Origin of the sequence: Knoellia sinensis KCTC 19936, assembly GCF_000768705.1 — a bacterium.
GTDB classification, from domain to species: Bacteria; Actinomycetota; Actinomycetes; order Actinomycetales; family Dermatophilaceae; genus Knoellia; species Knoellia sinensis.
This window is the reverse complement of the sequence record NZ_AVPJ01000001.1, coordinates 321610-345563: the sequence shown is the minus strand read 5'-3', so window position 1 is coordinate 345563 and position 23954 is coordinate 321610. Positions and strand designations below refer to the sequence as shown.

Below are 23954 nucleotides of genomic sequence, written 5' to 3'. Positions count from 1 at the left end.
TCCACAGATTGCCTCCTTGGCGTTGCCCACGGGGCCGCGTCTCCTGAGGCTGGTCACAACGCACCGCACGAGCGGCGCCCGACCAGAAGAGGACCAGCCATGCAGGACACCAACGTCACCGTCCACGGACGCCTCGTCGCTGACCCGGAGGTTTGCGTCGGCAAGAGCGGCCAGCCCTACGCGAAGTTCCGCATTGCCTCGACACCGCGCCGGCCCGTGTCCGGCCAGCCCGGTGCCTACGAGGACGGCGAGACCGCTTTCTACAACGTCTACGCGTTTCGCAACCTCGGCGCCAACGTGGTCAAGTCGTTCAGGCGTGGTGAGCCGATCATCGTCCACGGCCGACTCCGCGTCCGTGACTTCCAGCGCGACGACAAGTCGTACGGCACGTCCGTCAACATCGACGCCAACGGTGCCGGTCACGACCTGAGTTGGGGGCAGGCGGCATACGAGAAGGTGATCAAGCCCTCCTACGGCACAGGTGACCGGATGGATGACGCCTTCGGTGGGGAGCAAGTCCCCGAGGAGCCCGAGAGCTTTGGGAACCCGGAGACCGATCCGTACCTCCTTGCCGAGCGTCCCGCGGAGGTCAGCGTCGGGCCACTCATCGAGGAGAGCGCGGCCTGACGGCGACCGATTCGGGGATGGGGCGGGCAGTCGTTAGCCTTGCCCCATGCCCGAGTACATCTATGTCATGTCGCGCGCCCGCAAGGCCCATGGCGACAAGGTCATCCTCGACGAAGTGACCCTGTCGTTCCTGCCCGGCGCCAAGATCGGCGTCGTCGGCCCCAACGGCGCCGGGAAGTCCTCCGTCCTCAAGATCATGGCCGGCCTCGACACGCCGTCCAACGGCGAGGCGCGACTGACCCCGGGATACAGCGTCGGCATCCTCATGCAGGAGCCGGAACTCAACGAGGAGAAGACCGTTCTCGGCAACGTGGAGGAGGGCGCGGGCGAGATCAAGGCCAAGCTCGACCGCTACAACGCCATCTCCGAAGAGATGGGCGAGCCCGACGCCGACTTCGATGCCCTCATGGCCGAGATGGGCAAGCTCCAGGAGGAGATCGACGCCGCCGACGCCTGGGACCTCGACTCTCAGCTCGAGCAGGCGATGGACGCCCTGCGTTGCCCACCGCCGGACGCCGACGTCACGGTCCTCTCCGGTGGTGAGCGCCGCCGCGTGGCACTGTGCAAGCTGCTCCTGCAGAAGCCTGACCTCCTGCTCCTCGACGAGCCCACCAACCACCTCGACGCCGAGTCCGTCCTGTGGCTCGAGCAGCACTTGGCCGCCTATCACGGCGCCGTGGTTGCGGTGACGCACGACCGCTACTTCATGGACAACGTGGCGCAGTGGATCCTCGAGCTCGACCGTGGCCGCGCCTACCCCTACGAGGGCAACTACTCGACCTACCTCGAGAAGAAGCAGGCCCGCCTCGAGGTCCAGGGCAAGAAGGACGCGAAGCTCGCCAAGCGTCTCAAGGAGGAGCTCGAGTGGGTGCGCTCCAATGCCAAGGCGCGCCAGACGAAGTCCAAGGCTCGCCTCGCCCGCTACGAGGAGATGGCCGCTGAGGCAGACCGCACCCGCAAGCTCGACTTCGAGGAGATCCAGATCCCGCCGGGTCCGCGCCTCGGCAGCAAGGTGATCGAGGTCAAGGATCTCAAGAAGGGCTTCGGCGACCGCGTCCTCATCGACGGCCTGTCGTTCTCGTTGCCCCGCAACGGCATCGTCGGTGTCATCGGGGCCAACGGTGTCGGCAAGACGACTCTCTTCAAGACGATCGTGGGACTCGAGCCGGCCGACGGCGGCGTCGTCGACATCGGTGACACCGTGAAGATCTCCTACGTCGACCAGAGTCGTGGTGGCCTCGACCCCAACAAGAACCTCTGGGAGACGGTCTCCGGTGGCCACGACTACATCCAGGTCGGCCAGGTCGAGATCCCCTCGCGCGCCTACGTGAGCCAGTTCGGGTTCAAGGGGCCGGACCAGCAGAAGAAGGCTGGAGTCCTGTCCGGTGGTGAGCGAAACCGCCTCAACCTCGCGCTCACGCTCAAGGAGGGAGGCAACCTGCTCCTCCTCGACGAGCCGACCAACGACCTCGATGTCGAGACCCTCGGCTCGCTGGAGAACGCCCTGCTCGACTTCCCCGGCTGTGCCGTCGTGATCAGCCACGACCGGTGGTTCCTCGACCGGGTCGCGACGCACATCCTCGCCTACGAGGGCACGGAGGAGAACCCGGCCAACTGGTACTGGTTCGAGGGCAACTTCGAGGCCTACGAAGCCAACAAGATCGAGCGCCTCGGTGAGGAGGCGGCTCGACCGCACCGCGTCACCTACCGCAAGCTCACCCGCGACTGACGCTGGCACCGAGGGGGCAGACCGCGACGGGCTCGTAGTGCGGTCTGCCCCTTCCCTCACCCAGGTGCGACACGAACACGGTGACCTCGTCCGCGAGCCAGGACGGGCCGGCATACGCATCCATGGCTCGGAGCCAGTGAGTCGCCTCGAAGGGGCGACGCGAGCGAGCCAGCGTGAGGTGCGGCCGGTAGGCGCCACCAGCCGGTGACGCTCCCACCCGGTCGCATGCTCGGCGCACACCGAGGGCGAGCGACTCGAGATCCGCCAGTCCGTGGTCCGCATCCGAATGCACACCCATCCACAGGACGCGCGCGTCATACGGGTTCGGGAAGACGCCAGCGCCCTCCAGTCTCAACGGAATCGGCGCTCGTTCCGACGCCACCGATGCCACGGTGTCCACGACTTCATCGACAGCCCAGTCGGACACGTCAGCCATGAATGCCAGCGTCACGTGCCAGAGATGGGACGGGGTCCAGCGCAACTCGCCTCCCGCCTCGCGACGCGGTTCGACAAAGGTCTCGAGGTCTGCGTGGGCATCGGGCGGTGGGACCAGGGCAGCAAAGACTCGCACCGCGCCATTGTGCTCCGTCGCGCGCGTCAGCGCGGGTCGCTGACCTTTGTCGCGGCGACGAACACCGAGCTGCCGAAGGGCAGGTCGAGGCCACGGCGAAGGAGCGCTTCGTCAACCTTGGTCGCTCCGAGAAGTGCATGGTGCAGCAATGCCGGCACCTGGGGCACCTCGACGACGTCGACAGCCGTGGTGTGCTGACGCTCCTTGAGCCGGCGTGCGGCCCGTTCGACGACGAACCCCGGGAACACGGAGGTGAATGCGTAGGTGGCCCGCTCCACCCTGAACCCGGCCTTCTCGACCGCGGTGATGGCACGACGCTTCGTGTAGCGACGGTAGTGGCCGTTCGCGACATCGAAATCGGTCCAGGCCCACTGGTAGGCCGGCACTGCCATGAGGAAGGCCCCTCCGGGTTGGAGGACCCGGTTCACCTCGTCGAGGGCGGCCGACTCCGGATCGCAGTGCTCGATGACATCGAAGGCCGAGACCATGTCGAAGCTCGCGTCGGCGAAGGGAAGGGACAACGCGGACCCGCAGACTCCGTTCGCCTGTAGACCTCGCGGATCGATGTCGAGCGACGCCATGCGGCGGGCGCCGTCGTGCAGCCAGCCGGCACTGGGACCGTCGGCGCTTCCGATGTCGAGCACCGTCTCGCGGCCGCGGGAGAACTCGCTCAGGGCGGCGTGCAGCAACTCGGTTCGCGCGACGTACCACCAGTAGTCGGGCTGTTCGATCGACGGGGAGCCCCCGTGTCCGGCGTCGCTCATGGTGCCGAAGCCTAACGGCGCGCGACGAGACGGACCGCGAGGTCTCCGTTGGTCCGCGCGATGTCGTCCGGGGTGCGACGAATCTCGGGGGAGTACCAGCGGGCGACGTCGACGGCCATGGACAGCAGCGCGAGGGCAGTGGCGTGCACGTCGTCGACCTCGAACTCACCGCGCTCCACACCCTCGGTGAGGACCCCGCGCACGACCTTGTCGATCTCGCGCCGCAGGTTGAGCACGGCCTCGCGGTGCTCGGGGGTGAGGTGGCGGAACTCGTACTGGACGATGCGTCCGAGCTGGTGGTGCTCGGCGTGCCACTTCGAGAACCCGCCGATGATCGAGCGCAGTGCCTCGGTGGGGGAGTCGGACTTCTCGGCGGCCGCGACGAGCAGGTCGCGGGCACGCTGGTGGCCCCGACGGCTCAGTTCGAAGAGGAGGTCTTCCTTCGAGGTGAAGTGCACGTAGACCCCAGCGGGGGAGAGGCCTGCGCGCGAGGCGATGTCGCGCGTCGTCGTCGCGTGGAAACCCTTGTCGGAGAACGCGTCCGCGGCGGCCATCATGAGCCGCACTGCGGTGGCGCCCGCAGTGTCGCCAGCATCGTCGAGCGTCGAGAGGATGCTCTGCTCGGACAACGGTGTCCCTGTGGCGGCCGACATGTTGACAGCATGCCGGACGGCTACGAGACTAAGCAAGCGCTTAGTCAAGCCATTCTGTCACCCGTCTGCCGAGGAGAGTCATGCCCCGCAACATCTACGACGACGACCACGAGGCCTTCCGGAGCTCGGTTCGCGAGTTCGTTGAGCGGAGCCTCAAGCCCCGCGCGGAGGAGATGATCCGCGAGCACACCATTCCGCGCGACATCTGGATCGAGGCCGGCAAGCAGGGCTTCTTCGGCCTCACCATCCCGGAGGAGTTCGGGGGTGCCGGCATCGAGGACTACCGCTTCAACGCGGTCCTCGCCGAGGAGTTGGCGAAGTTCAACGTCGCGGTCTCCTCGTGCTTCGGCATCCACTCGGACATCACTGCCCCCTACATCGTCGCCCTGGGCACGCAGGAGCAGAAGGAGCGCTGGCTGCCGCAGGTCGCCACCGGCGAGAAGATCCTCTCCATCGGGATGACCGAACCCTCCGGCGGCTCGGACCTCGCGGCGCTCAAGACGACCGCGGTCAAGGCCGACGACGGCAGCGGCGACTGGATCGTCAACGGGTCCAAGACCTTCATCACCAACGGCCACCAGTGCGACCTCGCCGTCGTCGCGGTGCGCACCGACCCGTCCAAGGGTGCCAAGGGCATCTCGCTCTTCGTCTTCGAGGCCGGCGACGAGGGCTTCTCCAAGGGCAACCCTCTCGACAAGGTCGGCCAGCCGGAGTCCGACACGTCCGAGCTCTTCTTCGAGAACGTCCGACTCCCCGCCGACCGCCTCCTCGGTGACGAGGGCATGGGCTTCATCACGATGATGCAGAAGCTGCCCCAGGAGCGTCTCGGCAACGCCGTAGGCTGCGTGGCGCACGCGGGCCAGATCCTCGAGGAGACCATCGAATACACGAAGGAGCGCAAGGCCTTCGGCCAGCCGATCGGCGCGTTCCAGCACAACAAGTTCAAGATCGCCGAGCTCGTGACGATGATCGAGGTCACGCACGCCTACGTCGACGACTGTGTTGCCGCACATGCCGACGGGAAGCTCACGGCCATCGACGCGGCCAAGGCGAAGTGGTGGGCCGCCGAGATCCAGAGCAAGGTCCTCGACGAGTGCGTCCAGCTGCACGGTGGCTACGGCTTCATGAACGGGTACCGCGTCGCCCGCGCCTGGAAGGACGCTCGCGTCAACAAGATCTGGGCCGGGACGAACGAGATCATGAAGGAGCTCATCGGTCGGGACCTGGGTCTCTGAACCCAGGAGCAGTCGAGAGTAGGGAAAGTCCCGCCCCCTCGGAGTGAAGGCAGGAAATTCCCTACTCTCGACTGCTTCGACTTCAGGCTCGGGCTGCGGCGAGTTCGGCGAGGACGTCGTCGATCGCGTCGTAGCTTGCCTGGAGTCCGTGCTCCATCCCGGAGTCGACAACCGCCTGGACGGTCTCGGGTGAGTCGTAGGTGATGACCGCTCGCAGTTCGGTCTGGCCGTCGTTCTCGGTGTACGTCGTGTCGATGACCGAGTAGGGGCTCTCGATGTTGTCGAAGCGCTCTGTGTGGACGAGGCGGCCCGGGCGGTCGATCGACTTGTAGTGACCGGAGAACGAGACCTCGTCGCCGGTGGAGTCGGCGACCTGGGCGAAGTGCCAGGCCCCGCCTTCACGGAGGTCGACCTCGCACACGGTCATCTCGCCGTGCCCGGCTCCCCACCACTTGCGGATGTGCTCGGGGTTGGTCATGGCCTCGAAGACGAGGTCGGCGGTGCCGGGGAAAGTGCGGGTGATGACCATCTCCGGGCCGGAGGTGGTGATGGTGGCGCGCTCGTGGGCGCCCGTGGCGGCGGTGCTCATGACGGGTTCTCCTTGGGTGCGGTGCTGCGGGTGCCTCGACCGTCGGCCGGAGGCTCGTGGATGGTCGCGAGGTAGTCGCCGAGGTTGTCGAACTGCTGCTCCCAGTGCTGGCGGTAGAGCTCGAGCCACGACGTCGCGTCCTTGAGGGGGGCGACCGAGATGCGGCAGTGGCGCCGCTGCCCATCCCGGCTCTTGGTGATCAGCCCGGCCTTCTCGAGAACCGTGAGGTGCTTCGAGATCGCGGGCAGTGACAATTCGAACGGCTCGGCCAGTTCGCCGACGGTGGCGTCCCCCGAGGAGAGTCGAGCCAGGATGGCTCGCCTCGTCGGGTCGGCCAGGGCGGCGAACGTCGTGCTGAGTGCGTCGGTCACGTTGTTAACCTAACGGATAATTAGCCAAGCCGTCAAGTACGGCAACCCTGCGACTTTGTGCCCCGTTGGGACACGAGGAGCGCAGCGACGAGTGTCCCAACGGGGCACAAAGTCGCAGGCACCTAGTGGGGGTGTTGGAAGAGCCACGGGAAGCCCACGCGCCGCCCGAGCCGCCACACACCGAGCGGGAGGAGCAGGCCGACCGCCGTGCCGACGACGAGGTGGATCGCCACACCGTCGAGACCCAGTGACATCAGGAGCTGGCGAGACCACGTCAGAGCGAGGATGTGGGCCAGGAAGATTTCGAGCGAGCGCTGCCCGAGCAGCCCGATCGGACGGACAAGGGGCGTCCGCGCCAGCAGCCCGGACAGGGCGAGGACGCCCACCGACAGGGCGGTCGACGCGACGACGCCGAGCACGACGCCGAGCGTGGTCCGCGTCCCGAGGTAGGACGTGGGCGGCATCGGGTCGTCCATGACCAGCAGCACCACGCCGAGCCCCAACCCCAGCGTGGCAATCCACGGGGTCGCCCCGGACGTGGTGACCCTGACCAGCCCCGGGCGGCCCGCGAGGACACCGGCCCAGAAGAACGCGAGAAGCGCGAGCCCCTCCTGGAACACCCAGGGCCCGGTCCACCCCCAGACGAGGAATGCGAATCCTCCGACCACCAGGAAGGACACCCCGGCCAGGATCGGATGGCGCCAGGGGCGTACGACCGCCGCCAGCACCGTCGCGAGAACCATGAATGCGAGCCACCAGAGCTGTCCGTATGCCGTGACGAACGCTTCGAGGAAACCTCGCGTGTCGAACGCCTCGCCGCCCGCGACGGACTCGAGCTGTTTCAGTCCCGCCTGGATCACCGTCCACAGCACGTAGAGCCAAGTGAACAGGGCGACCCGCGAACGCACATAGGTCCACGAACCTCGCTTCTCGACGCCGCTGGGAAGGAAGGCTCCCGCGACGATCGCGAACACGACGATGTGCCACGAGTACAGCGCGTCGTCGACCTCGAGGAAGGGCTCCGAGATGCGCGGGACCGTGTCGGGGGAGGCCAGGCCGCGCAGGACGTGCGACACGACGATGGCGGCGATCGCCAGGCCCTTCGCGACGTCGAGGGACCGGTCTCGCGCGCCCGTGGGCCGCTGCTGCGGCGTCTCAGCGGCCACGATCAGTCGAGCGGACCGCCCGCCACATAGATGACCTGTCCGGAGACGAAGCCCGCCTCCTCGGAGCAGAGGAACGAGATCGTCGCCGCGATGTCGTCGGGCTGGCCCACGCGTCCGACGGGCGTCTGTGACGCAGCGTGTGCGAGGAAGTCCTCGAACGACACGCCCACCCGCTCGGCCGTCGCGGCAGTCATGTCGGTCTGGATGAAGCCGGGCGCCACGGCGTTGGCCGTCACCCCGAACTTGCCGAGCTCGATTGCCAGGGTCTTGGTGAAGCCCTGGAGCCCGGCCTTGGCCGCCGAGTAGTTCGCCTGCCCGCGGTTGCCCTGGGCAGAGCTCGACGAGAGGTTGACGATGCGCCCGAACTTCTCGGCCGTCATGTGCGACTGGCAGGCCTTCGTCATGAGGAAGGCGCCGCGCAGGTGGACGTTCATGACCGAGTCCCAGTCGGCCTCGGACATCTTGAACAGAAGGTTGTCGCGGATGATCCCGGCGTTGTTGACGAGCACGACGGGGGCGCCGAGCTCGTCGGCGATGCGTGCCACACCCGGCTCGACCTGCTCGGCGTCCGACACGTCGATGCCCACGCCGATGGCGGACCCGCCCGCGTCCCGGATCGACGCGGCGACCAGCTCGGACGCAGCCTCGTCGAGGTCGACGACCGCGACGGCATACCCGTCCTTCGCAAGGCGGCGCGCTGTCGCGGCACCGATACCGCGGGCAGCTCCGGTGACGACAGCGGTACGAGAGACAGACACGGTGGTTCCTCCGGAAGGGGTCGGGTTCGATAGGTTGGATCTCTGCGCGAACCCTACCCAGCAGCGATCGGCGACGGCTGTTGCTCGCGCCACGTGGGCCGCCGTCGTCCCGTGTGAGGAGTCATGACAGGCGAGACAACGTGGAAGGCGGCCATGGAGATCTGGCCCGGAACGGCATACCCCTTGGGTGCGACCTACGACGGAAGCGGAGTGAACTTCGCTCTCTTCAGTGAGGTCGCGGACGTGGTGGAGCTGTGCCTCATCGACGACGACGGCGTGGAGACGCGCATCGCCGTTCCCGAGGTGGACCACTTCGTCTGGCACTGCTACATCCCGGGTCTGCAACCCGGCCAGCGCTACGGCTATCGAGTGCACGGGCCCTATGAGCCGGAAGCCGGCCATCGGTGCGACCCCAGCAAACTGCTCCTGGACCCTTACGCCAAGGCCATCGAGGGGCAGGTGACCAACGACCAGGCGCTCTTCTCCTACGACTTCCTGGAGCCCGCGAAGCGCAACACCGACGACTCGCTCGGCAAGACGATGCTCAGCGTCGTGATCAACCCCTACTTCGACTGGGGTCACGATCGCCCACCGCGCCACGACTACCACGACACGGTCATCTACGAGGCCCATGTCAAGGGCCTCACGATGACGCACCCCGACGTGCCCGAGGACATTCGCGGGACGTATGCCGCGATCGGTCACCCCGTGATCATCGACCACCTCAAGGCGCTCGGGATCAACGCGATCGAGCTCATGCCGGTGCACCAGTACGTTCAGGACACCACGCTCCAGGCCAGGGGTCTGTCGAACTACTGGGGCTACAACACCATCGGCTTCCTGGCACCGCACAACGCCTATGCGCGCGGACAGCAGGGCCAGCAGGTCACCGAGTTCAAGGCGATGGTCAAGGCACTGCACGAAGCCGACATCGAGGTCATCCTCGACGTCGTCTACAACCACACCGCCGAGGGCAACGAGTTCGGTCCGACCCTGTGCTTCCGTGGCCTCGACAACGCGAGCTACTACCGGCTCGTCGACACCGCCAAGCAGCACTACTACGACACGACCGGAACCGGCAACAGCCTGCTCATGCGCAACCCGCACGTGCTGCAGCTCATCATGGACTCGCTGCGCTACTGGGTCACCGAGATGCACGTCGACGGCTTCCGGTTCGACCTCGCTGCCACCCTCGCGCGGCAATTCCACGAGGTCGACAAGCTCTCGGCCTTCTTCGACATCATCCAGCAGGACCCGGTCATCTCCCAGGTCAAGCTCATCGCCGAGCCGTGGGATGTCGGCGACGGCGGATACCAGGTCGGGAACTTCCCGCCCATGTGGACCGAGTGGAACGGGCAATACCGCGACACGGTCCGGGACTTCTGGCGCGGCGTGCCGGCAACGTTGGGGGAGTTCGCTTCTCGACTCACCGGGTCGAGTGACCTCTATGAGCACAGTGGCCGCAAGCCCATCGCGTCGATCAACTTCATCACCGCCCACGACGGCTTCACCCTCAGGGACCTCGTGTCCTACAACGAGAAGCACAACGCCGCCAACGGTGAGGGCGGGCAGGACGGCGAGAGCCACAACCGGTCGTGGAACCACGGCGTGGAGGGGCCGACCGACGACCCGGAGATCAGTGCGCTTCGCCTGCGGCAGCTCCGCAACTTCCTCACCACCCTCCTGCTCTCGCAGGGCGTGCCGATGATCAGCCACGGAGACGAGATCGGCCGCACCCAAGGCGGCAACAACAACGTCTACTGCCAGGACAACGAGATCGCGTGGGTCGACTGGGAGCTCGATGAGGACCAACTCGAACTGCTCGAGTTCACCAAGGCCGTCGTGCGTCTGCGCCGCAACCACGCCGTGTTCCGTCGTCGCCGATTCTTCGCCGGGTCGGCCGACCACGGTGGCCAGTCGACGCTGGGCGACATCTACTGGCTCAAGCCAGTGGGGGAGCCGATGGAGGAGGCGGACTGGAGCGGTGATGCCCTGCGGGTCGCCGTGTGGCTCAACGGTCACGCCATTCACGAGCCCGACTCCCGTGGCCAGATGATCACCGACGACGACTTCCTCGTCCTGCTCAACGCCGACAACGACGAGGCGGCCTTCACCCTCCCTTCCGCGGAGTGGGGCGAGCGGTGGCTCATCGAGATCGACACGAGCGCTGACGTCGTCGATCCCGGGTGGCACGAGGCCGACTCGGCGTTGGCGGTCGGCCCGCGGTCCGTGGTCATCCTGCGATGCCCGCGCGAGTCCGCTCCCGTGCCGACGGGAGCCGCGACCTCGGAACGCAAGGTCTGATGCGTATGCCGTCCGCCCCCGTCCTCGCCCGCGACTCCGGTCGCGCTGCGCCCACCTCGACCTACCGGCTCCAGCTCCATGGCGAGTTCGGCTTCGACGCCGCAGCCGAGCGGACGGCATACATCGCATCGTTGGGTGTCTCGCACCTCTATCTGTCACCGATTCTCCAGGCGGCACCGGGGTCGACGCATGGCTACGACGTGGTTGACCACACGCGCCTCAGTGAGGAGGCGGGAGGGCGCGCGGCGTTCGACCGGCTCGTGACCGCGGCACACGCCTCGGGGCTCGGCATCATCGTCGACGTCGTCCCCAACCACATGACGGTGCCGGAGCAGACGTGGCGCAATGCGCCTCTCTGGTCGGTGTTGCGCGACGGGCGGGAGTCGGCCTTCGCGAACTGGTTCGACACCGAGTGGGAGGCCGAGGACGGCCGGGTCCTCATGCCCGTCCTGGGGTCGCCGCTGGCCGACGTCCTGGCGTCCGGAGAACTCTCCGTTGCCGCCGACGGGGGACGTGCGGGCGACGAGACCGTGCTGCGCTACTACGACCACGAGTTCCCTGTCGCGCCCGGAACGGGTGAGCTGGAGCTGGCTGATCTCGTTGCGGCACAGCACTATCGCCTTGCGCACTGGCGCGACGGCGCGGAGGACCTGAACTATCGGCGGTTCTTCGATGTGACCTCGCTCAAGGCGATCCGGGTGGAGGAGCCCGAGGTCTTCGACGCCACCCATGAACTGCTCCTGTCGCTGTGGCAGGACGGCTCGATCGACGGCTTCCGCATCGACCATCCCGATGGTCTGGCCAACCCTGAGGGCTACCTCGCGCGCCTGGCCGACGCCACAGGTGGGGCGTGGGTCGTCGCGGAGAAGATCCTCGAGGGTGAGGAGCAGTTGCCTTCGTGGCGGTGCGCCGGGACGACCGGCTACGACACGTTGCTGCGGGTGCAGCAGGTCATGACGTCGGGTGCTGGTGTGGGCGTCCTGGATGCGCTATGGAGCGAGCATGCTCCCGGTCGGGAGTCGCTCGACGCGGTCGTGCTCGAGTCGAAGCAGCTCGTCGTCGAGACCGTCCAGGCAGCCGAGGTCAACCGACTCATGCGACTCGTCGAGACGGTCGTTCCGGGGGAGGACGTCGAACCACTCCGGCGTGCTCTCGAGGCGCTGCTCGCCTCGATGGACCGCTACCGCGCCTACGTCGTGCCCGGACGACCGGCAGCGCCGGACCAGCTCGAGGTCCTGGACCAGGCGCAGGAGCGCGCGCGGGCTCTGCTCGAACCCACCGACCACGACGCCCTCGCGCTGGTCTGCCGACTCGTGTCCGGCGGGGATGTCCCTCAGGCTCAGGCTGATGCCGAGGCCGCTCGCTCCGAACTCGTCGTGCGGTTCCAGCAGACGTGCGGCCCGGTCATGGCCAAGGGGATCGAGGACACGGCGTTCTATCGCTGGGCGCGCATGACTGGCGCCAATGAAGTCGGCGGCCACCCGGCGCACCTGTCGATCGGTGCCGACGAGTTCCACGCGTTCCAGCTGCGTCAGCTGACGACGTGGCCCGCGACGATGACGACTTTGACGACTCACGACACGAAGCGGTCCGAGGACGTTAGGGCCCGACTCATGACGTTGGCCGAGTCGGCGGAGCAGTGGTCGTCGTGGGTGCACGAAGCCTCGAACTTGGCCGCCCAACCCGACTTTGTGCCCGATTGGGACACGTCCGACGGAGGCCTTCGGCCGACGGAACGTGTCCCAATCGGGCACAAAGTCGATCCGGCCACGGAGTACCTCGTCTGGCAGACCGTCGTCGGCACCTGGCCGATCAGTGCGGACCGAATCGAGACCTACGTCCTCAAGGCGGTGCGCGAGGCCAAGGACCACACGGCGTGGGTCGACGGAGACGCCGACTACGAGGCTGCAGTCGTCGCGTTCGCGCGTGGGGTCGTGGCCGACTCCTCGATCGGTGCTCACGCCGAGAGCTGGCTGTCGAAGCACGCGGCGTCGGTGCGGGCCAACGTCCTCGGTCAGAAGCTCCTCCAGCTCATGGCGGTCGGTGTGCCCGATGTCTACCAGGGTGCCGAGTTCGAGGTGCTCACCCTCGTGGACCCGGACAACCGAGGCGCGGTCGACTACGACCGTCGCAGCACCCGACTGGCGAGCCTCGACGCGGGGGAGCCGGCTCGTGACCTCGATGACGAGAAGCTGCTCGTCACGACGACGGCCCTCCGCGCGCGGCGCGACCGCGCCGGGTCCTTCATCGGGGACGGCGCGACCTACTCGGGTCTCTCCACCACGTCGGACCACGCGCTCGCTGTGACCCGGGGAGACGCATCGGGCGCCCACGTGGTCGCCGTCGTCACCCGGGAAGCGGACCGTCTCGAGGCATCCGGTGGTTGGGGTGGCGCCAGCGTCTCGCTCCCGGACGGCAGATGGCGAAACCTGTTGTCCGGCAGGCCAACTGGACCGTTCTCGGGGGACGCGACCCTGGCTGATCTCTTGGTCGACCTGCCCGTCGCGTTGTTGGTGAGGGAGCCATGATCGAGGTCTGGGCGCCGGAGGCGTCACGTGTCGACATCGAGTTCAGTGCCGATGGCGCCGAGATCGCGCGTGAGTCGATGGTGCGTGATCGCCGAGGCTGGTGGCGCTGGGACGGCGAGCCGACGGCATACGAAGAATTCGACTACGCCTTCGTCCTCGACGGCGAGGAGCCAGCGCTCCCCGACCCGCGCAGTGCGTGGCAGCCGAACGGCGTCGACGGGCCGAGCCGATGGTTCGACACGTCGGCTCACGACTGGGCTGACGGAGAGTGGCGCGGCCCTCGCGAGGGTGCGGGCACGCTCGGCGGCGTCATCTACGAGTGCCACATCGGCACCTTCACCGACGACGGAACCTTCGACGCCGCGATCGAGCGGCTCGACCACCTCGTCGACCTCGGCGTGGACGTCGTCGAGGTCCTGCCGGTCGCGGCGATCCCCGGCCGGTGGGGCTGGGGTTATGACGGCGTCGACCTGTATGCCGTCCACGACCCGTTGGGCGGTCCGCTCGCCTTCCAGCGGTTCGTGGACGCCTGCCACGCGCGCGGGCTGGGGGTCTGTCTCGACGTCGTCTACAACCACCTCGGGCCGAGTGGCAACTACCTGGGGCGGTTCGGTCCGTACTTCACCCAGGCCCACGTGACGCCCTGGGGCCCGGCTGTGAATCTGGACGCGTCGGGCTCGGACGAGGTGCGCGGGTTCATCATCGACAACGCTGTGCGGTGGCTGCGTGACTTCCACGTCGATGCCCTGCGTCTCGACGCCGTCCACGCGCTCATCGACGACAGTGAGCGGCACCTCCTCGCAGAACTCTCGGATTCGGTCGCCGCGCTGTCGCGTGAACTCGGCCGCCCGCTCGACCTCATCGCCGAGAGCGACCTCAACGACACCCGGATGGTCACGTCGACGTCGGGCGGCGGGCTTGGCATGACGGCGCAGTGGGCCGACGACGTGCACCACGGCCTGCACGTCGCGCTCACGGGGGAGACACAGGGCTACTACGCGGACTTCGGAGGTGGGACTCGGTCGCTCCCGCACGGTGGCCCGCTGGACGTGCTCGCGCACGTGCTGACGCGCGGCTTCTTCCACGATGGGCGTTGGTCGACCTTCCGGGGGCGCGAGTGGGGACGTCCCGTCGACATCGACATGCTCGACGGTCGTCGCCTGGTGACCTACCTGCAGACCCACGACCAGGTCGGCAACCGGGCCACGGGTGACCGGATCTCCGCTTCGCTCAGCCCTGGCCGTGCGGCGATCGGGGCGGCGCTCTATCTCCTTGGACCGGGCACGCCGATGGTCTTCATGGGAGAGGAATGGGCAGCCTCGACGCCCTGGCAGTTCTTCACGGACTTCACCGACGAGGCCATGGCGGAGGCGGTGCGTGCCGGGCGCCGTGCCGAGTTCGGGGCGCACGGCTGGACCGAGGACGAGATCCCCGACCCCCAGTCACGCTCGACCCGCGACGCGAGCGTGCTGCGATGGGGGGAACTCGCTGCGGAGCCCCACGCTTCACTCCTGAGTTGGTATCGCGACCTGATTGCCCTCCGCCGCACCGTGATCGGCACCGCGGAGACGCGGTTCGTCGACGTCGCCTGTCGCGTCGAGGGCGAGGGCATCTTCTTCGTCATGGAGCATCGTGGGGTCACGGTCCGGGCCGATCTCGAACGAGACGCGGTCACCGTGTCCGCGGACGGCATGCGGGATCTCGTCTATGGCTGACATTCCACGACTCATTGCGCCGGATTGACGTGCGAACGGCGAATGCCGAGGTCCGAAAGTCGTTCGAACGCAGGAAGTCGGCTCAGGGAGCGTCGCCGCGGACCCGGAGCATGCCTTCCTGGGCCACGGACGCGACGAGGGTGCCATCCCGGGTGAACATGCGGCCCAGGCCCAGCCCGCGACCACCTTGGGCCGAGGGTGACTGCTGGGCATAGAGCCACCACTCGTCGGCCCGGGCCGGCCGGTGGAACCACATCGCGTGATCGAGGCTTGCGACGTTGAGGCCGCCCCCGACCCACTGCCTGCCGTGGCGGCGAAGAACCGGCTCGAGCAGCGCGTAGTCCGAGGCGTAGGCCAGCACCGCCGCATGCAGCAGGGGGTCGTCCGGGAGTGGACCGGTCGCGCGCGTCCAGACGCCCTGCCGGGCGACCTTCTCGTCACCCGGGGCGAGGAAGATCTGGCCCTCGACGTGGCGCTGCTCGATGGGCCGTCGGGCAAGGTGCTGGGCGCCGGGGTGGTCGACTCCGCCGAAGACGTCGGCGAGGGACTGGAGCCCGTCCGGCCCGGGCACGTCAGGCATCTCGTCCTGATGGTCGAGGCCTTCGGCTGCCTCCTGGAACGAGCAGCTCATCGAGAGGATCGGCTTGCCGTTCTGGATGGCGTGGGCGCGGCGGGTCGAGAACGACCGGCCGTCCCGCATCCTCTCCACAGCGAAGGTGATGGGCTGCGTGTCGTCACCGGGACGCATGAAGTAGGCGTGGAGCGAGTGGATCGGCCGGGGTACGGAGTCCTCGTCAGGATGCACGGTCAGGCCGCAGGCCATGACCCCCTGCGCAAGCACCTGACCGCCGAACACTCGACCGTGGGGCATCTTCTGGCTCTGCCCGAGGAAGAGGGTCATCTCCTCCGCGAACCTCACGGGTGAGGCGCCTCTGTCGTCACCGGTGTGCTCGACCGAGGCGGTCGACACGTCGACATCGGCGGTGCCGATCTCCTCGAGGTCGAGGACGGCGAGGAGGTCAGCGAGGGCGTTCGGTGCGGGGTCACTCACAGGCGTCACCATAGAGCGTCCGCGGACGAGGTCTTGCGCGACGTCAGGCCACGAGCGGGCCATGGGAGGGCGTCCCACGAGTCCGGAGTCGGGGGGCTCGACCGTCGGCAACCTTCGCCCAAGCGGCGGCCAGTCGCTCGACGGCCTCGACCATGTCGGTCGGCGGCAGCACGTAGGGGAGGCGGATCCACCGTTCGAGACCGCCCGCGGCTGCGAACCGGGGGCCGCTGGCGAACAGGAGACCTTCCTCCTCGGCCGCCAGCGTGACGTGGGCAGCCACGGCCTCGGGCAGCTCGAGCCACAGACAGAGGCCGCCCCGGGGCGTGACGAACGTGAGTTCGGGCAGGCGCGTCGACAGGGCGTCCACCAGTGCGTCCCGACTCGCGATGAGATCGCGGCGACGTTCGGGGGTCATGCCCGGGTTCTCGCGCATGAGGTGCAGGAGCACGAGCTGGTCGATGACGGGCGCGCCGATGTCGAGAGGGACTCGTGCAGCACTGAGCTCCTCCAGTCTGGGCCGCGACGCCCTGATCCAGCCGATGCGCAGACCTCCCCAGTGGGACTTCGAAGCGCTCCCGATGGAGATCGTGTCCTCGTGATGTGCACCGAAGGGCAGTGGCATCGGGCCGTCGTGGTCGAGGCCCATCTCGGCCACGGTCTCATCGACGACGGCAGTGATCCGCCCTCGTGCCAGCGCCTTGGCCACGGTGGCGCGTTCGCCATCGGACATGAGGTTTCCTGTGGGGTTGTGGAAGTCGGGGAGCAGGAAGGCGGCCTTGGCACCCGATGCCCGAATGGTGGAGGTCATGGTCGGGATGTCCCAGCCAGTCGGTTCCACCGGGACCGCGGCGATGCGCGCTCGAAGCTGCTTGAGCGTCGGGAAGATGTTGGGATACGTCGGGGTCTCCATGATCACCGTGTCGCCCGCGCTGAGGAGCGCCCGCGCCGCGATGGCCGTCCCGACGACCGCACCGGTGGTGATGATGACCTCGTCAGCCGTGGTCGGGAGTCCGCGCTCGGTGTAGCGGGCAGCGACGACAGCGCGCAGTTCGGGCACGCCGTTCAACAGGTAGCCGCTGCCGCACAGGTAGTCGGGCGACGCGGCGATCGCCGCCTCCGCAGCCTGCGTCATCCCGGCCGGGGCCCGGAGTGCCGCGCAGGTCAGGTCGATCGAGCCTTCGGGGACGCTCGCGGACAGGTGAAGGCCAGTGTCGCGCCGGACGACGCCGGCCGGGAGGCTGGCCACGCTTCCCGAACCACGGCGGGACGTGAGGTAGCCGCGCTCGCGCAGCACGGCATACGCGCTGCTCACCGTCGTGCGGCTCAGTCCCAGCGCGGCCGTGAGGTCGCGTTCGCTCGGCAGTCGCGTTCCGACCGCGATCCGGCCGTCCGCGATGAGGAGGCGGAGAGCGTCGGCAACGCCTTGGTATGCCGGCCCGTCACCTGGCGTTGAACCGATGAGTTCGGCGGCGCGGACGGCAGGGAGCACGGGAGCGGACATGAGGCCACTGTTCCACAAGTGGCCATGGAAGTAGAGGCCACTTGTGGTGCAGCATGCAGTCATGAGTCCGATCCAGACCCTCCGAAACGGTGCCGCCCGACGTGTGGACCTCATCCCGATGACGCCGATGGAGCAGCTTCGTGCCGGCCGCACCGTTCGCCGCGTCACCCAGTTGTTCGTGGGCTTGTGGCTCTATGGGACGGCCATGGCGATGTTCATCGAGGCGGAACTGGGGCTCGACCCATGGGATGTCTTCCACTACGGCGTGCAGCAGCACGTCGACCTGAGCTTCGGGACGATCGTCATCATCGTCGGTGGCTTCGTCCTCCTGCTCTGGATCCCGCTCAAGCAGTGGCCGGGACTCGGCACCGTCGCCAACGTCTTCGTGATCGGCATCGCCACCGACGTCATGCTCGCGGTCCTCGAGGCCCCGTCCGAGCTGTGGCTCCGGTGGACCTTCCTCCTCGGAGGCATCGTCGTCAACGGCATCGGCGCCGCGATGTACATCGGGAGTCAGTACGGTCCAGGGCCCCGCGATGGGCTCATGACGGGCCTGGCTCGGCGCACCGGACTGTCGATCCGGCTCGTGCGCACCTCGCTGGAGGTCACGGTGCTCGCCGTCGGATGGTTGCTGGGCGGCGTGGTCGGGTTCGGCACGGTGCTCTATGCACTGCTCATCGGACCGGCCGTCCAGGCGTTCCTGCCACTCTTGACCGTGCGGGTCACCCCGCCACGACGTCTCACGTCGGAGCTCGTCGACCCCTCAGCCGTCGACGGCGAGGGCGAAGGGGAGGACCCCGTCGGCACCCGCACGCCGGAGCTCGCGGGCTGCGACGGTCAGCGTCCAGCGTGAACTGACGAGGTCGTCGACGAGGAGGACCGGACCGCTGACCTGCGCCAGTGCAGGCGCGAGTTCGGGCCCGACGACGAGGCGTTCCCAGACGCCCGCGAGCCGGAACGCACTGTTGCCACCCGGCTCGCCCGTCGGGCCGCCATGCTCGAGGTCGAGGGTCCCGAGGAACGGGAGGCGTCCGATCTCTGCCAAGCCGTGCGCGAGGGACTGCACGAGCTGGGGGTGGGACCGGGAGGGCATGGCGACGATGCCTGCCGGGCGCTCTGTCCACCCCCACTCGGCAAGCACCCCAACGCACGCACGCAACAGTTCCGGCGTGGCCGGCGCGTCCTCCCGCAGGATTTGGCGCAGGCGCTGACCCCAGCCCAGGTCGCTGAGCCGAGCGAGGGCGCGCCCACCGGACATCGCCTCGTCGGGCGAGACCTTGCCCTTGACCGGCACGCCCAGCCGATCCATCCCCGTGGGCCACTGGGCCCTGGGGTCGAGGTCCACCCCGACTCGCGCCAGACGCTGCCGAGCCGCACCGACGACGTTGTCCGGGACGTCGGTCGCGTACCAGGGGCCGGCGCACGTGTCACAGCGTCCACACGGAACGGCGGTGTCGTCGTCGAGGGTGCGTTGCAGGAAGGCCATCCGACACTCGGTCGTCTGCTCGTAGTCGAGCATGAGCTGCTGCTCGTCCTTGCGCGACTGGGCCACCCGCGCGTAGCGATCGGCGTCGTAGGTCCACGGCACCCCCGTCGAGGCCCACCCACCCTGCACGCGTGTGACGGCGCCGTCGACATCGAGAACCTTGAGCAAGAGCTCGAGTCGGGTGCGGCGCACGTCGACGATGGTCTCGATCGCGGCCGTCGAGAGCGGGCGTCCGGCCTCGGCCAACGCCGTGAGCACGGCATCCGCCTGCTCCTGGCGCGGCATGGACACCGACGCGAAGTAGAGCCAGATGTCCTTGTCCTCCGGACCCGGGAGCAAGAGGACGTCGGCACGCTCGGTGGCGCGGCCCGCGCGGCCCACCTGCTGGTAGTAGGCCACCGGCGACGACGGCGCGCCGAGGTGCACGACGAACCCGAGGTCGGGTTTGTCGAATCCCATCCCCAAGGCGGACGTTGCGACGAGTGCCTTGACCTCGTTGTCCCGCAACGACGCCTCGAGACGCTCGCGGTCAGCGGGATCGGTGCGACCCGTGTAGGACGCGACGCGATGCCCCGCCTCCGCCAGGGCAGCAGCCACTTCTTCTGCTGCGGCCACGGTCAGGGCGTAGACGATGCCGCTGCCGGGAAGCTCGTCGAGGTGCGCGAGCAACCACCCGAGCCGTTGCTCGGGCGACATCGACGACAGCACTCCGAGCCGCAGGGAGTCGCGCGCCAACCCGCCCCGCACGGTCAACACATCGCGTCCCCCGACGCCCAACTGCTCGACGACGTCCGTCACGACGCGCGCATTGGCCGTCGCGGTCGTCGCAAGCACGGGGACGTCGTCGGGCAGGTCGGTGAGGAGGTCACGGATGCGGCGGTAGTCGGGCCGGAAGTCGTGTCCCCAGTCCGAGACGCAATGCGCCTCGTCGACGACGAGCAGACCGCACCGGCGGGCAAGGTCGGGCAACTGCTCATCCCGGAAGCGGGGGTTGTTGAGCCTCTCGGGGCTCACGAGCAGCACGTCCACCGAGTCAGTGGCGAGCGCCGAGCGCACCTCGTCCCAGTCCTGCGCATTGGCCGAGTTCATCGTCACCGCGTGGATGCCCGCCCGCTCCGCCGCCGCGATCTGGTCGCGCATCAGCGCGAGGAGGGGCGAGATGATCACGGTTGGTCCGGCACCCTGGGCGCGACGCAACGCCGTCGCAACGAAGTAGACGGCCGACTTGCCCCACCCGGTGCGCTGGACCACGAGGACGCGCGACCGGTCGCGCACCAGGGCCGTGATCGCCTCGAGCTGGCCGTCGCGGAAGTCGACGTCGTCCCGGCCGACGAGCCGCCGCAACGCCTCCCTGGCCGACCCGGCCACGTCGGAGGGTGCGCCGGCCTCGGGCGGCGCGCTGACGGCATACGTCTCGTTCGTCATGGTCACCCCACCGTAAGGGGGCCGACCGACAGCGGCTCAGCTCGTGCGCGGAAGGGGCCTCAGTGCCAGCCGCGTTCGTCGACCCCGCCGGGGACGTCACCGTGGGGGTCGTAGGGCGTCCGGGTGAATCGGAACGTGGCCAGGTCCAAGTGGGACACAGACCCGTCCGCTCGGCGAACGACCTGCAGCGGCTCGCCCGTGTAGTAGCCGTCGAGCCCCACCCAGTTGTCCACGCCCGAACCGACACGTTCGAATCGCGAGCCGCGACCCGCGCCCGGCGTTCCGAGGACAAGGTGCTCGCCGACGAACTTTGCGGTCTCCGTCGCAGACCCCCAGTGCCACGTGCCCGCGAGCTCCAGCACCTCGCTGGTCCCGGCAGCCACCCACGGGGTCACCTCGGGTAGTTCGAGCTCACGAAGGGTGCGGAGCAGTTGCTTGGGAAGGGTCTTGAGGGCAACGCTCGCCGTCGTGTTCGTGAGGAGGACGACCCCGTCGCCCGCCTGACCCGGCGGGCCGTCACCGCCGGCGGCGTCGAGGTGGACCCGTTGCATCGCGAGGAAGCCGGGCATGGAGCCTCCATGCCCGGCGGTGCGGGCACCGCCGTCGTTCCACACCTGCCAACCGAGGCCGTGCGCGCCGTTCCACGGCTGCCCCGGCTCGTCGACGACGTGGTGCGGCTCCACCATCTCGGCCAGCGTGGACTCGGCGAGCAGGCTCTCGGTGCGGCCACCCAGGAGCGCCGCCCATCGCGCGAGGTCCTCGACGGTGGTCCACAACTGCCCGGCGGGTGCCATCGCACCGCCGTCGTGCTCCGGCTCATGGAGAAGGACATCGGCAAAGGGGTGCACCGCGAGTCCCTGCGCTGCCGGCCCTGATGGGCGCGGCGTCGTGCGACGCATGCCCAACGGCTCGAGGAGCTCCTCCCGGACGACGTCGAACCACGGGCGCTCGCGGACGACTTCGAGGAGGCGACCGAGGGCGGCATACCCGGTGTTGGAGTAGTGGAAGCGTCTCCCGGAACGGAATCGGGTCCCCACGCCCGAGCCCACGAGGTGGTCCCAGTCGCCACCCGGTGTGCGCTCCCACCAGCCGCTCTCGGTCTCGGCCTGGACGCCGCCGGCGTGGCTGAGCAATTGCTCGATCGTCACGTCGTCGAGCGCGCTGCCCGGCACATGCGTGCCGAAGCGGTCCGTCAGGTCGATCAGCCCCTCGTCACGCAGCCGCATGACCGCGACGGCCACGATCGTCTTGGTGATGGAACCCATCCGGAACTGCGTGTCGGAGTCGACAGGAGGGCCGTCGGCGCGACCATCGGAGGTGCCCACCGCTCCGGACCACACCAGCTCACCGCCACGCACGAGTCCCGCTGCGACCGACGGCAATCTGTGGTCGCGCTGACCGGTCGCTAGAACATGGTCGAGGCGTGCAGTCGTCGTGGGGGAGAGCGGCATTGGTCCAGCGTAGGGACAGGGCCCGGCGACGGGTTCTGTGGGGCTGACACACTGGTCGCATGCCGCAGGACGCCCCCGCCTCCGTCCCCTCCGCACGTCCCTATCGCACCGAGGTCCCGCTCCGCTGGTCCGACATGGACGCCTACGGGCACGTCAACAACGTGCAATACCTCCGGCTCCTCGAGGACGCCCGCGTCATCGGCTTCCGCGAGTGGTTCGGCGAGGAGCGTTCGCTGCTCGACACCGGGGTGATCGTGTCGCGCCACGAGATCGAGTACGTCGCACCGCTCACCTACCGACCCGAGCCGATCGAGGTCGACATGTGGGTCACCAGCGTGCACGGCGCCGGCTTCAATCTCGGGTATGCCGTCCGCGACCCCGAGTCTCTCGGCGAACGTGTCTATGCGGTCGCCGAGACCGGACTCGTGCTCTATGACTTCGCGACGGCGCGCCCCCGGCGACTGACCGACGAGGACCGAGCAGCGCTGGCGGTCCACGCCGGAGACCCAGTCACCTTCAGGTGGTCGGCCAAGTGAGCGCCACCGTTCCGGCGTCCGAGTTGGTGCTCGCCGACGCAGAGTCCCTGCAGGACCTCGGTCGGTATGCCGCCCGCGCCCGCGCGCTCGACGCCGACGGTGCCGTGCGGCTCCAGGCGATCGGGCCCGTGTTGGCCGCGTGGGTGGGAGTGTTGCCCGGCTCGGGCCTCATGGGAACCGGGACGACGATCGGCCTGCGCACGTCGGCGCTGGCCGAGCCGGCCGAGCTCGACGTCGTCGTGCCACTCGCCGCCGTGAGTGATCGGGTGGCCCGGCTGGGGGAGAGGGCCGTGCTGCCGGTACCGCCGATGACGATGTCGGCTGCCTGGGCAGCGGTCTCGCCACCCCGCTCGGGATGGGTCACCGTGGGACCCGTGGCGTCAGAAACGTTGCAGCACACCGCATCCGAGGGCATCGCCGAGGTGGCGTCCGGCACGCCCGACGGTGCCGGAGCACATGCCGTCACGGCGCTGCGTGAGCGGGTGTGGGGCCGGGTCGTTCCGGCGAGCGAGGGAGAGCTGGGCTTCCCTGCGGCACTGGCCTTCGCGGCATACGCCCTCGGTTTCCTCACGCCGGGCGCGGAGTCCACGATCGCCACGAACGGTCGGTGGACTCGGCTGAGCACGGCCGCAGGCCACGCCCTCACCCGCGGCTGACCGCCCTCACCTGCGACTTCTTGCCCGACCGGGACGGGAATCGGGGCGGGTCAGGGGACCCAGCGGGGTGTGCGGCGCTCGAGGAACGCGGTCATGCCCTCACGGGCCTCCTCGCTGGAGAAGAGGCGTGACGACTGCTCTGCCACCCGGTCGCGGTGCGCGTCGATGCCGGCGAGGAGGTCGTGGTTGACGAGGAGCTTGGTCTCGCGCAGTCCTTGGGGGGAGCAGCGTGCAAGCTCCGTCGTGAGGTCACCGACGACGGCGTCGACGTGGTCCGCGGCTGCGGTGACCAACCCGATGTGGGCCGCCTCGGTGGCATCGAACGTCGAACCCGTGAGGAAGTAGCGCGACGCCGCGCGCGATTCGACCCGGGGGAGCAGGACGAGCGAGATGACCGACGCCGCCAGGCCGAGGCGTGATTCGGTGAGCGCGAAGGTGGACGAGGGGCCGGCGACGACCATGTCGCAGGCCGCGACGAGTCCCATCCCGCCCGCTCGAACATGGCCGTCGATCCGACCCACGACCGGCTTGGGCAACGCGACGATCCCTCGGAGCAGGTCGACGAGCTGGTCGGCCCGCGCCCGCGCCGGGTCCCCGACGGCGCCGCTCGAGGCCTCCGACAGGTCGGCCCCGGCGCAGAACGTCCCGCCGGTGTGGGTGAGCACGACGCATCGCACTGCGTCATCGGTGGCGGCGGCCTCCAGCGCCTCGTGCAGCTCGCGCACGAGTTGGTCCGACAGGGCGTTGCGGTTGTGGGGCGAGTCGAGGGCGATGGTCGCGACCCCACCCGTGGTCGTCGCCCGCACACGGTGTTCGGCTGCACTCATGGTCGGTGACC

21 protein-coding genes are annotated in these 23954 nt (G+C 68.7%); 9 read left to right on the top strand and 12 right to left on the bottom strand.

All coding sequences use genetic code 11. From position 1 onward, the window contains the following. Positions 1 to 99: 99 nt before the first annotated feature. Together N802_RS01605 and ettA are read left to right on the top strand one after the other, a co-directional pair. A complete protein-coding gene (locus N802_RS01605; protein WP_052109292.1) occupies positions 100 to 627 on the top strand; it encodes a single-stranded DNA-binding protein in 528 nt (175 codons plus the stop codon). A gap of 46 nt (positions 628 to 673) precedes the next feature. After that, positions 674 to 2356 carry an energy-dependent translational throttle protein EttA gene (ettA, locus tag N802_RS01600; protein ID WP_035911169.1) on the top strand — a complete coding sequence of 561 codons (1683 nt, stop codon included), beginning with the start codon at positions 674 to 676 and terminating at the stop codon, positions 2354 to 2356. On the opposite strand, the gene thpR is transcribed toward ettA, so the two are convergent. Genes thpR through N802_RS01585 form a run of 3 tightly spaced genes read right to left on the bottom strand, consistent with a single transcriptional unit; the run spans position 2343 to position 4344 of the window. Then, positions 2343 to 2927, bottom strand: a complete 585-nt coding sequence (thpR, locus tag N802_RS01595) for an RNA 2',3'-cyclic phosphodiesterase (protein WP_035911165.1) — start codon at positions 2925 to 2927, stop codon at positions 2343 to 2345. The two genes, ettA and thpR, sit on opposite strands and share 14 nt — an antisense overlap. A 26-nt stretch (positions 2928 to 2953) precedes the next feature. Then, on the bottom strand, positions 2954 to 3691 hold the full coding sequence (locus N802_RS01590) for a class I SAM-dependent methyltransferase (RefSeq protein WP_035911161.1): 738 nt from the start codon (positions 3689 to 3691) through the stop codon (positions 2954 to 2956). 11 nt (positions 3692 to 3702) lie between these two features. Next, positions 3703 to 4344 carry a TetR/AcrR family transcriptional regulator gene (locus N802_RS01585; RefSeq protein WP_035911158.1) on the bottom strand — a complete coding sequence of 214 codons (642 nt, stop codon included), beginning with the start codon at positions 4342 to 4344 and terminating at the stop codon, positions 3703 to 3705. 80 nt (positions 4345 to 4424) lie between these two features. On the opposite strand from N802_RS01585, the gene N802_RS01580 reads away from it, so the two are divergent. After that, positions 4425 to 5579, top strand: a complete 1155-nt coding sequence (locus tag N802_RS01580) for an acyl-CoA dehydrogenase family protein (protein ID WP_035911155.1) — start codon at positions 4425 to 4427, stop codon at positions 5577 to 5579. An 82-nt stretch (positions 5580 to 5661) separates the two neighbouring features. Here the strand turns inward: N802_RS01580 and N802_RS01575 are convergent, their stop codons facing one another. The 4 genes from N802_RS01575 to fabG all read right to left on the bottom strand — a co-directional run bounded on the left by N802_RS01575 (position 5662) and on the right by fabG (position 8463). Continuing rightward, positions 5662 to 6168: an SRPBCC family protein gene (locus N802_RS01575; RefSeq protein WP_052109291.1), complete on the bottom strand. Its 507-nt coding sequence runs from the start codon at positions 6166 to 6168 to the stop codon at positions 5662 to 5664. Then, a complete protein-coding gene (locus tag N802_RS01570; protein ID WP_035911152.1) occupies positions 6165 to 6539 on the bottom strand; it encodes an ArsR/SmtB family transcription factor in 375 nt (124 codons plus the stop codon). Before N802_RS01570 ends, N802_RS01575 begins: the two co-directional genes overlap by 4 nt. 122 nt (positions 6540 to 6661) lie before the next feature. Further along, positions 6662 to 7705 (bottom strand): acyltransferase family protein, encoded by a 1044-nt coding sequence (locus N802_RS01565; protein ID WP_035911149.1) that lies wholly within the window; start codon positions 7703 to 7705, stop codon positions 6662 to 6664. A 2-nt stretch (positions 7706 to 7707) separates the two neighbouring features. Next, positions 7708 to 8463: a 3-oxoacyl-ACP reductase FabG gene (gene fabG, locus N802_RS01560; protein WP_035911145.1), complete on the bottom strand. Its 756-nt coding sequence runs from the start codon at positions 8461 to 8463 to the stop codon at positions 7708 to 7710. A gap of 153 nt (positions 8464 to 8616) precedes the next feature. Between fabG and glgX the strand changes: the two genes are divergently transcribed. The 3 genes from glgX to treZ are packed head-to-tail and all read left to right on the top strand — an operon-like array spanning position 8617 to position 15010. After that, the gene (gene glgX / locus N802_RS01555; protein ID WP_035911821.1) at positions 8617 to 10767 is read left to right on the top strand and encodes a glycogen debranching protein GlgX; all 2151 of its coding nucleotides are present in this window, start codon (positions 8617 to 8619) and stop codon (positions 10765 to 10767) included. 5 nt (positions 10768 to 10772) lie between these two features. Continuing rightward, on the top strand, positions 10773 to 13295 hold the full coding sequence (treY, locus tag N802_RS01550; RefSeq protein ID WP_035911819.1) for a malto-oligosyltrehalose synthase: 2523 nt from the start codon (positions 10773 to 10775) through the stop codon (positions 13293 to 13295). After that, positions 13292 to 15010 (top strand): malto-oligosyltrehalose trehalohydrolase, encoded by a 1719-nt coding sequence (gene treZ / locus N802_RS01545; protein WP_035911140.1) that lies wholly within the window; start codon positions 13292 to 13294, stop codon positions 15008 to 15010. The genes treY and treZ overlap by 4 nt, the downstream gene beginning before the upstream one ends. A gap of 82 nt (positions 15011 to 15092) precedes the next feature. On the opposite strand, the gene N802_RS01540 is transcribed toward treZ, so the two are convergent. Continuing rightward, on the bottom strand, positions 15093 to 16073 hold the full coding sequence (locus tag N802_RS01540) for an acyl-CoA thioesterase (RefSeq protein WP_035911815.1): 981 nt from the start codon (positions 16071 to 16073) through the stop codon (positions 15093 to 15095). A 31-nt stretch (positions 16074 to 16104) separates the two neighbouring features. Beyond that, on the bottom strand, positions 16105 to 17562 hold the full coding sequence (gene yczR, locus N802_RS01535) for a MocR-like transcription factor YczR (protein ID WP_035911137.1): 1458 nt from the start codon (positions 17560 to 17562) through the stop codon (positions 16105 to 16107). 61 nt (positions 17563 to 17623) lie between these two features. Here yczR and yczE point away from each other — a divergent pair, with 61 nt between their 5' ends. Next, complete coding sequence (yczE, locus tag N802_RS01530) at positions 17624 to 18415, top strand: membrane protein YczE (RefSeq protein ID WP_245613791.1); 792 nt, start codon at positions 17624 to 17626, stop codon at positions 18413 to 18415. Here yczE and N802_RS01525 read toward each other — a convergent pair. Both N802_RS01525 and N802_RS01520 read right to left on the bottom strand, forming a co-directional pair. Continuing rightward, positions 18326 to 20473 carry a RecQ family ATP-dependent DNA helicase gene (locus tag N802_RS01525; RefSeq protein WP_052109342.1) on the bottom strand — a complete coding sequence of 716 codons (2148 nt, stop codon included), beginning with the start codon at positions 20471 to 20473 and terminating at the stop codon, positions 18326 to 18328. The two genes, yczE and N802_RS01525, sit on opposite strands and share 90 nt — an antisense overlap. 59 nt (positions 20474 to 20532) lie before the next feature. Beyond that, positions 20533 to 21924, bottom strand: coding sequence for a serine hydrolase domain-containing protein (locus N802_RS01520; protein WP_035911134.1), 1392 nt, complete (start codon positions 21922 to 21924; stop codon positions 20533 to 20535). A 59-nt stretch (positions 21925 to 21983) separates the two neighbouring features. On the opposite strand from N802_RS01520, the gene N802_RS01515 reads away from it, so the two are divergent. Further along, positions 21984 to 22460 (top strand): acyl-CoA thioesterase, encoded by a 477-nt coding sequence (locus tag N802_RS01515; RefSeq protein WP_035911129.1) that lies wholly within the window; start codon positions 21984 to 21986, stop codon positions 22458 to 22460. Next, positions 22457 to 23116 carry a DUF8185 domain-containing protein gene (locus tag N802_RS01510; protein WP_052109290.1) on the top strand — a complete coding sequence of 220 codons (660 nt, stop codon included), beginning with the start codon at positions 22457 to 22459 and terminating at the stop codon, positions 23114 to 23116. Before N802_RS01515 ends, N802_RS01510 begins: the two co-directional genes overlap by 4 nt. A gap of 50 nt (positions 23117 to 23166) precedes the next feature. On the opposite strand, the gene N802_RS01505 is transcribed toward N802_RS01510, so the two are convergent. After that, positions 23167 to 23943: an enoyl-CoA hydratase family protein gene (locus N802_RS01505; RefSeq protein ID WP_035911125.1), complete on the bottom strand. Its 777-nt coding sequence runs from the start codon at positions 23941 to 23943 to the stop codon at positions 23167 to 23169. Positions 23944 to 23954 lie beyond the last annotated feature (11 nt).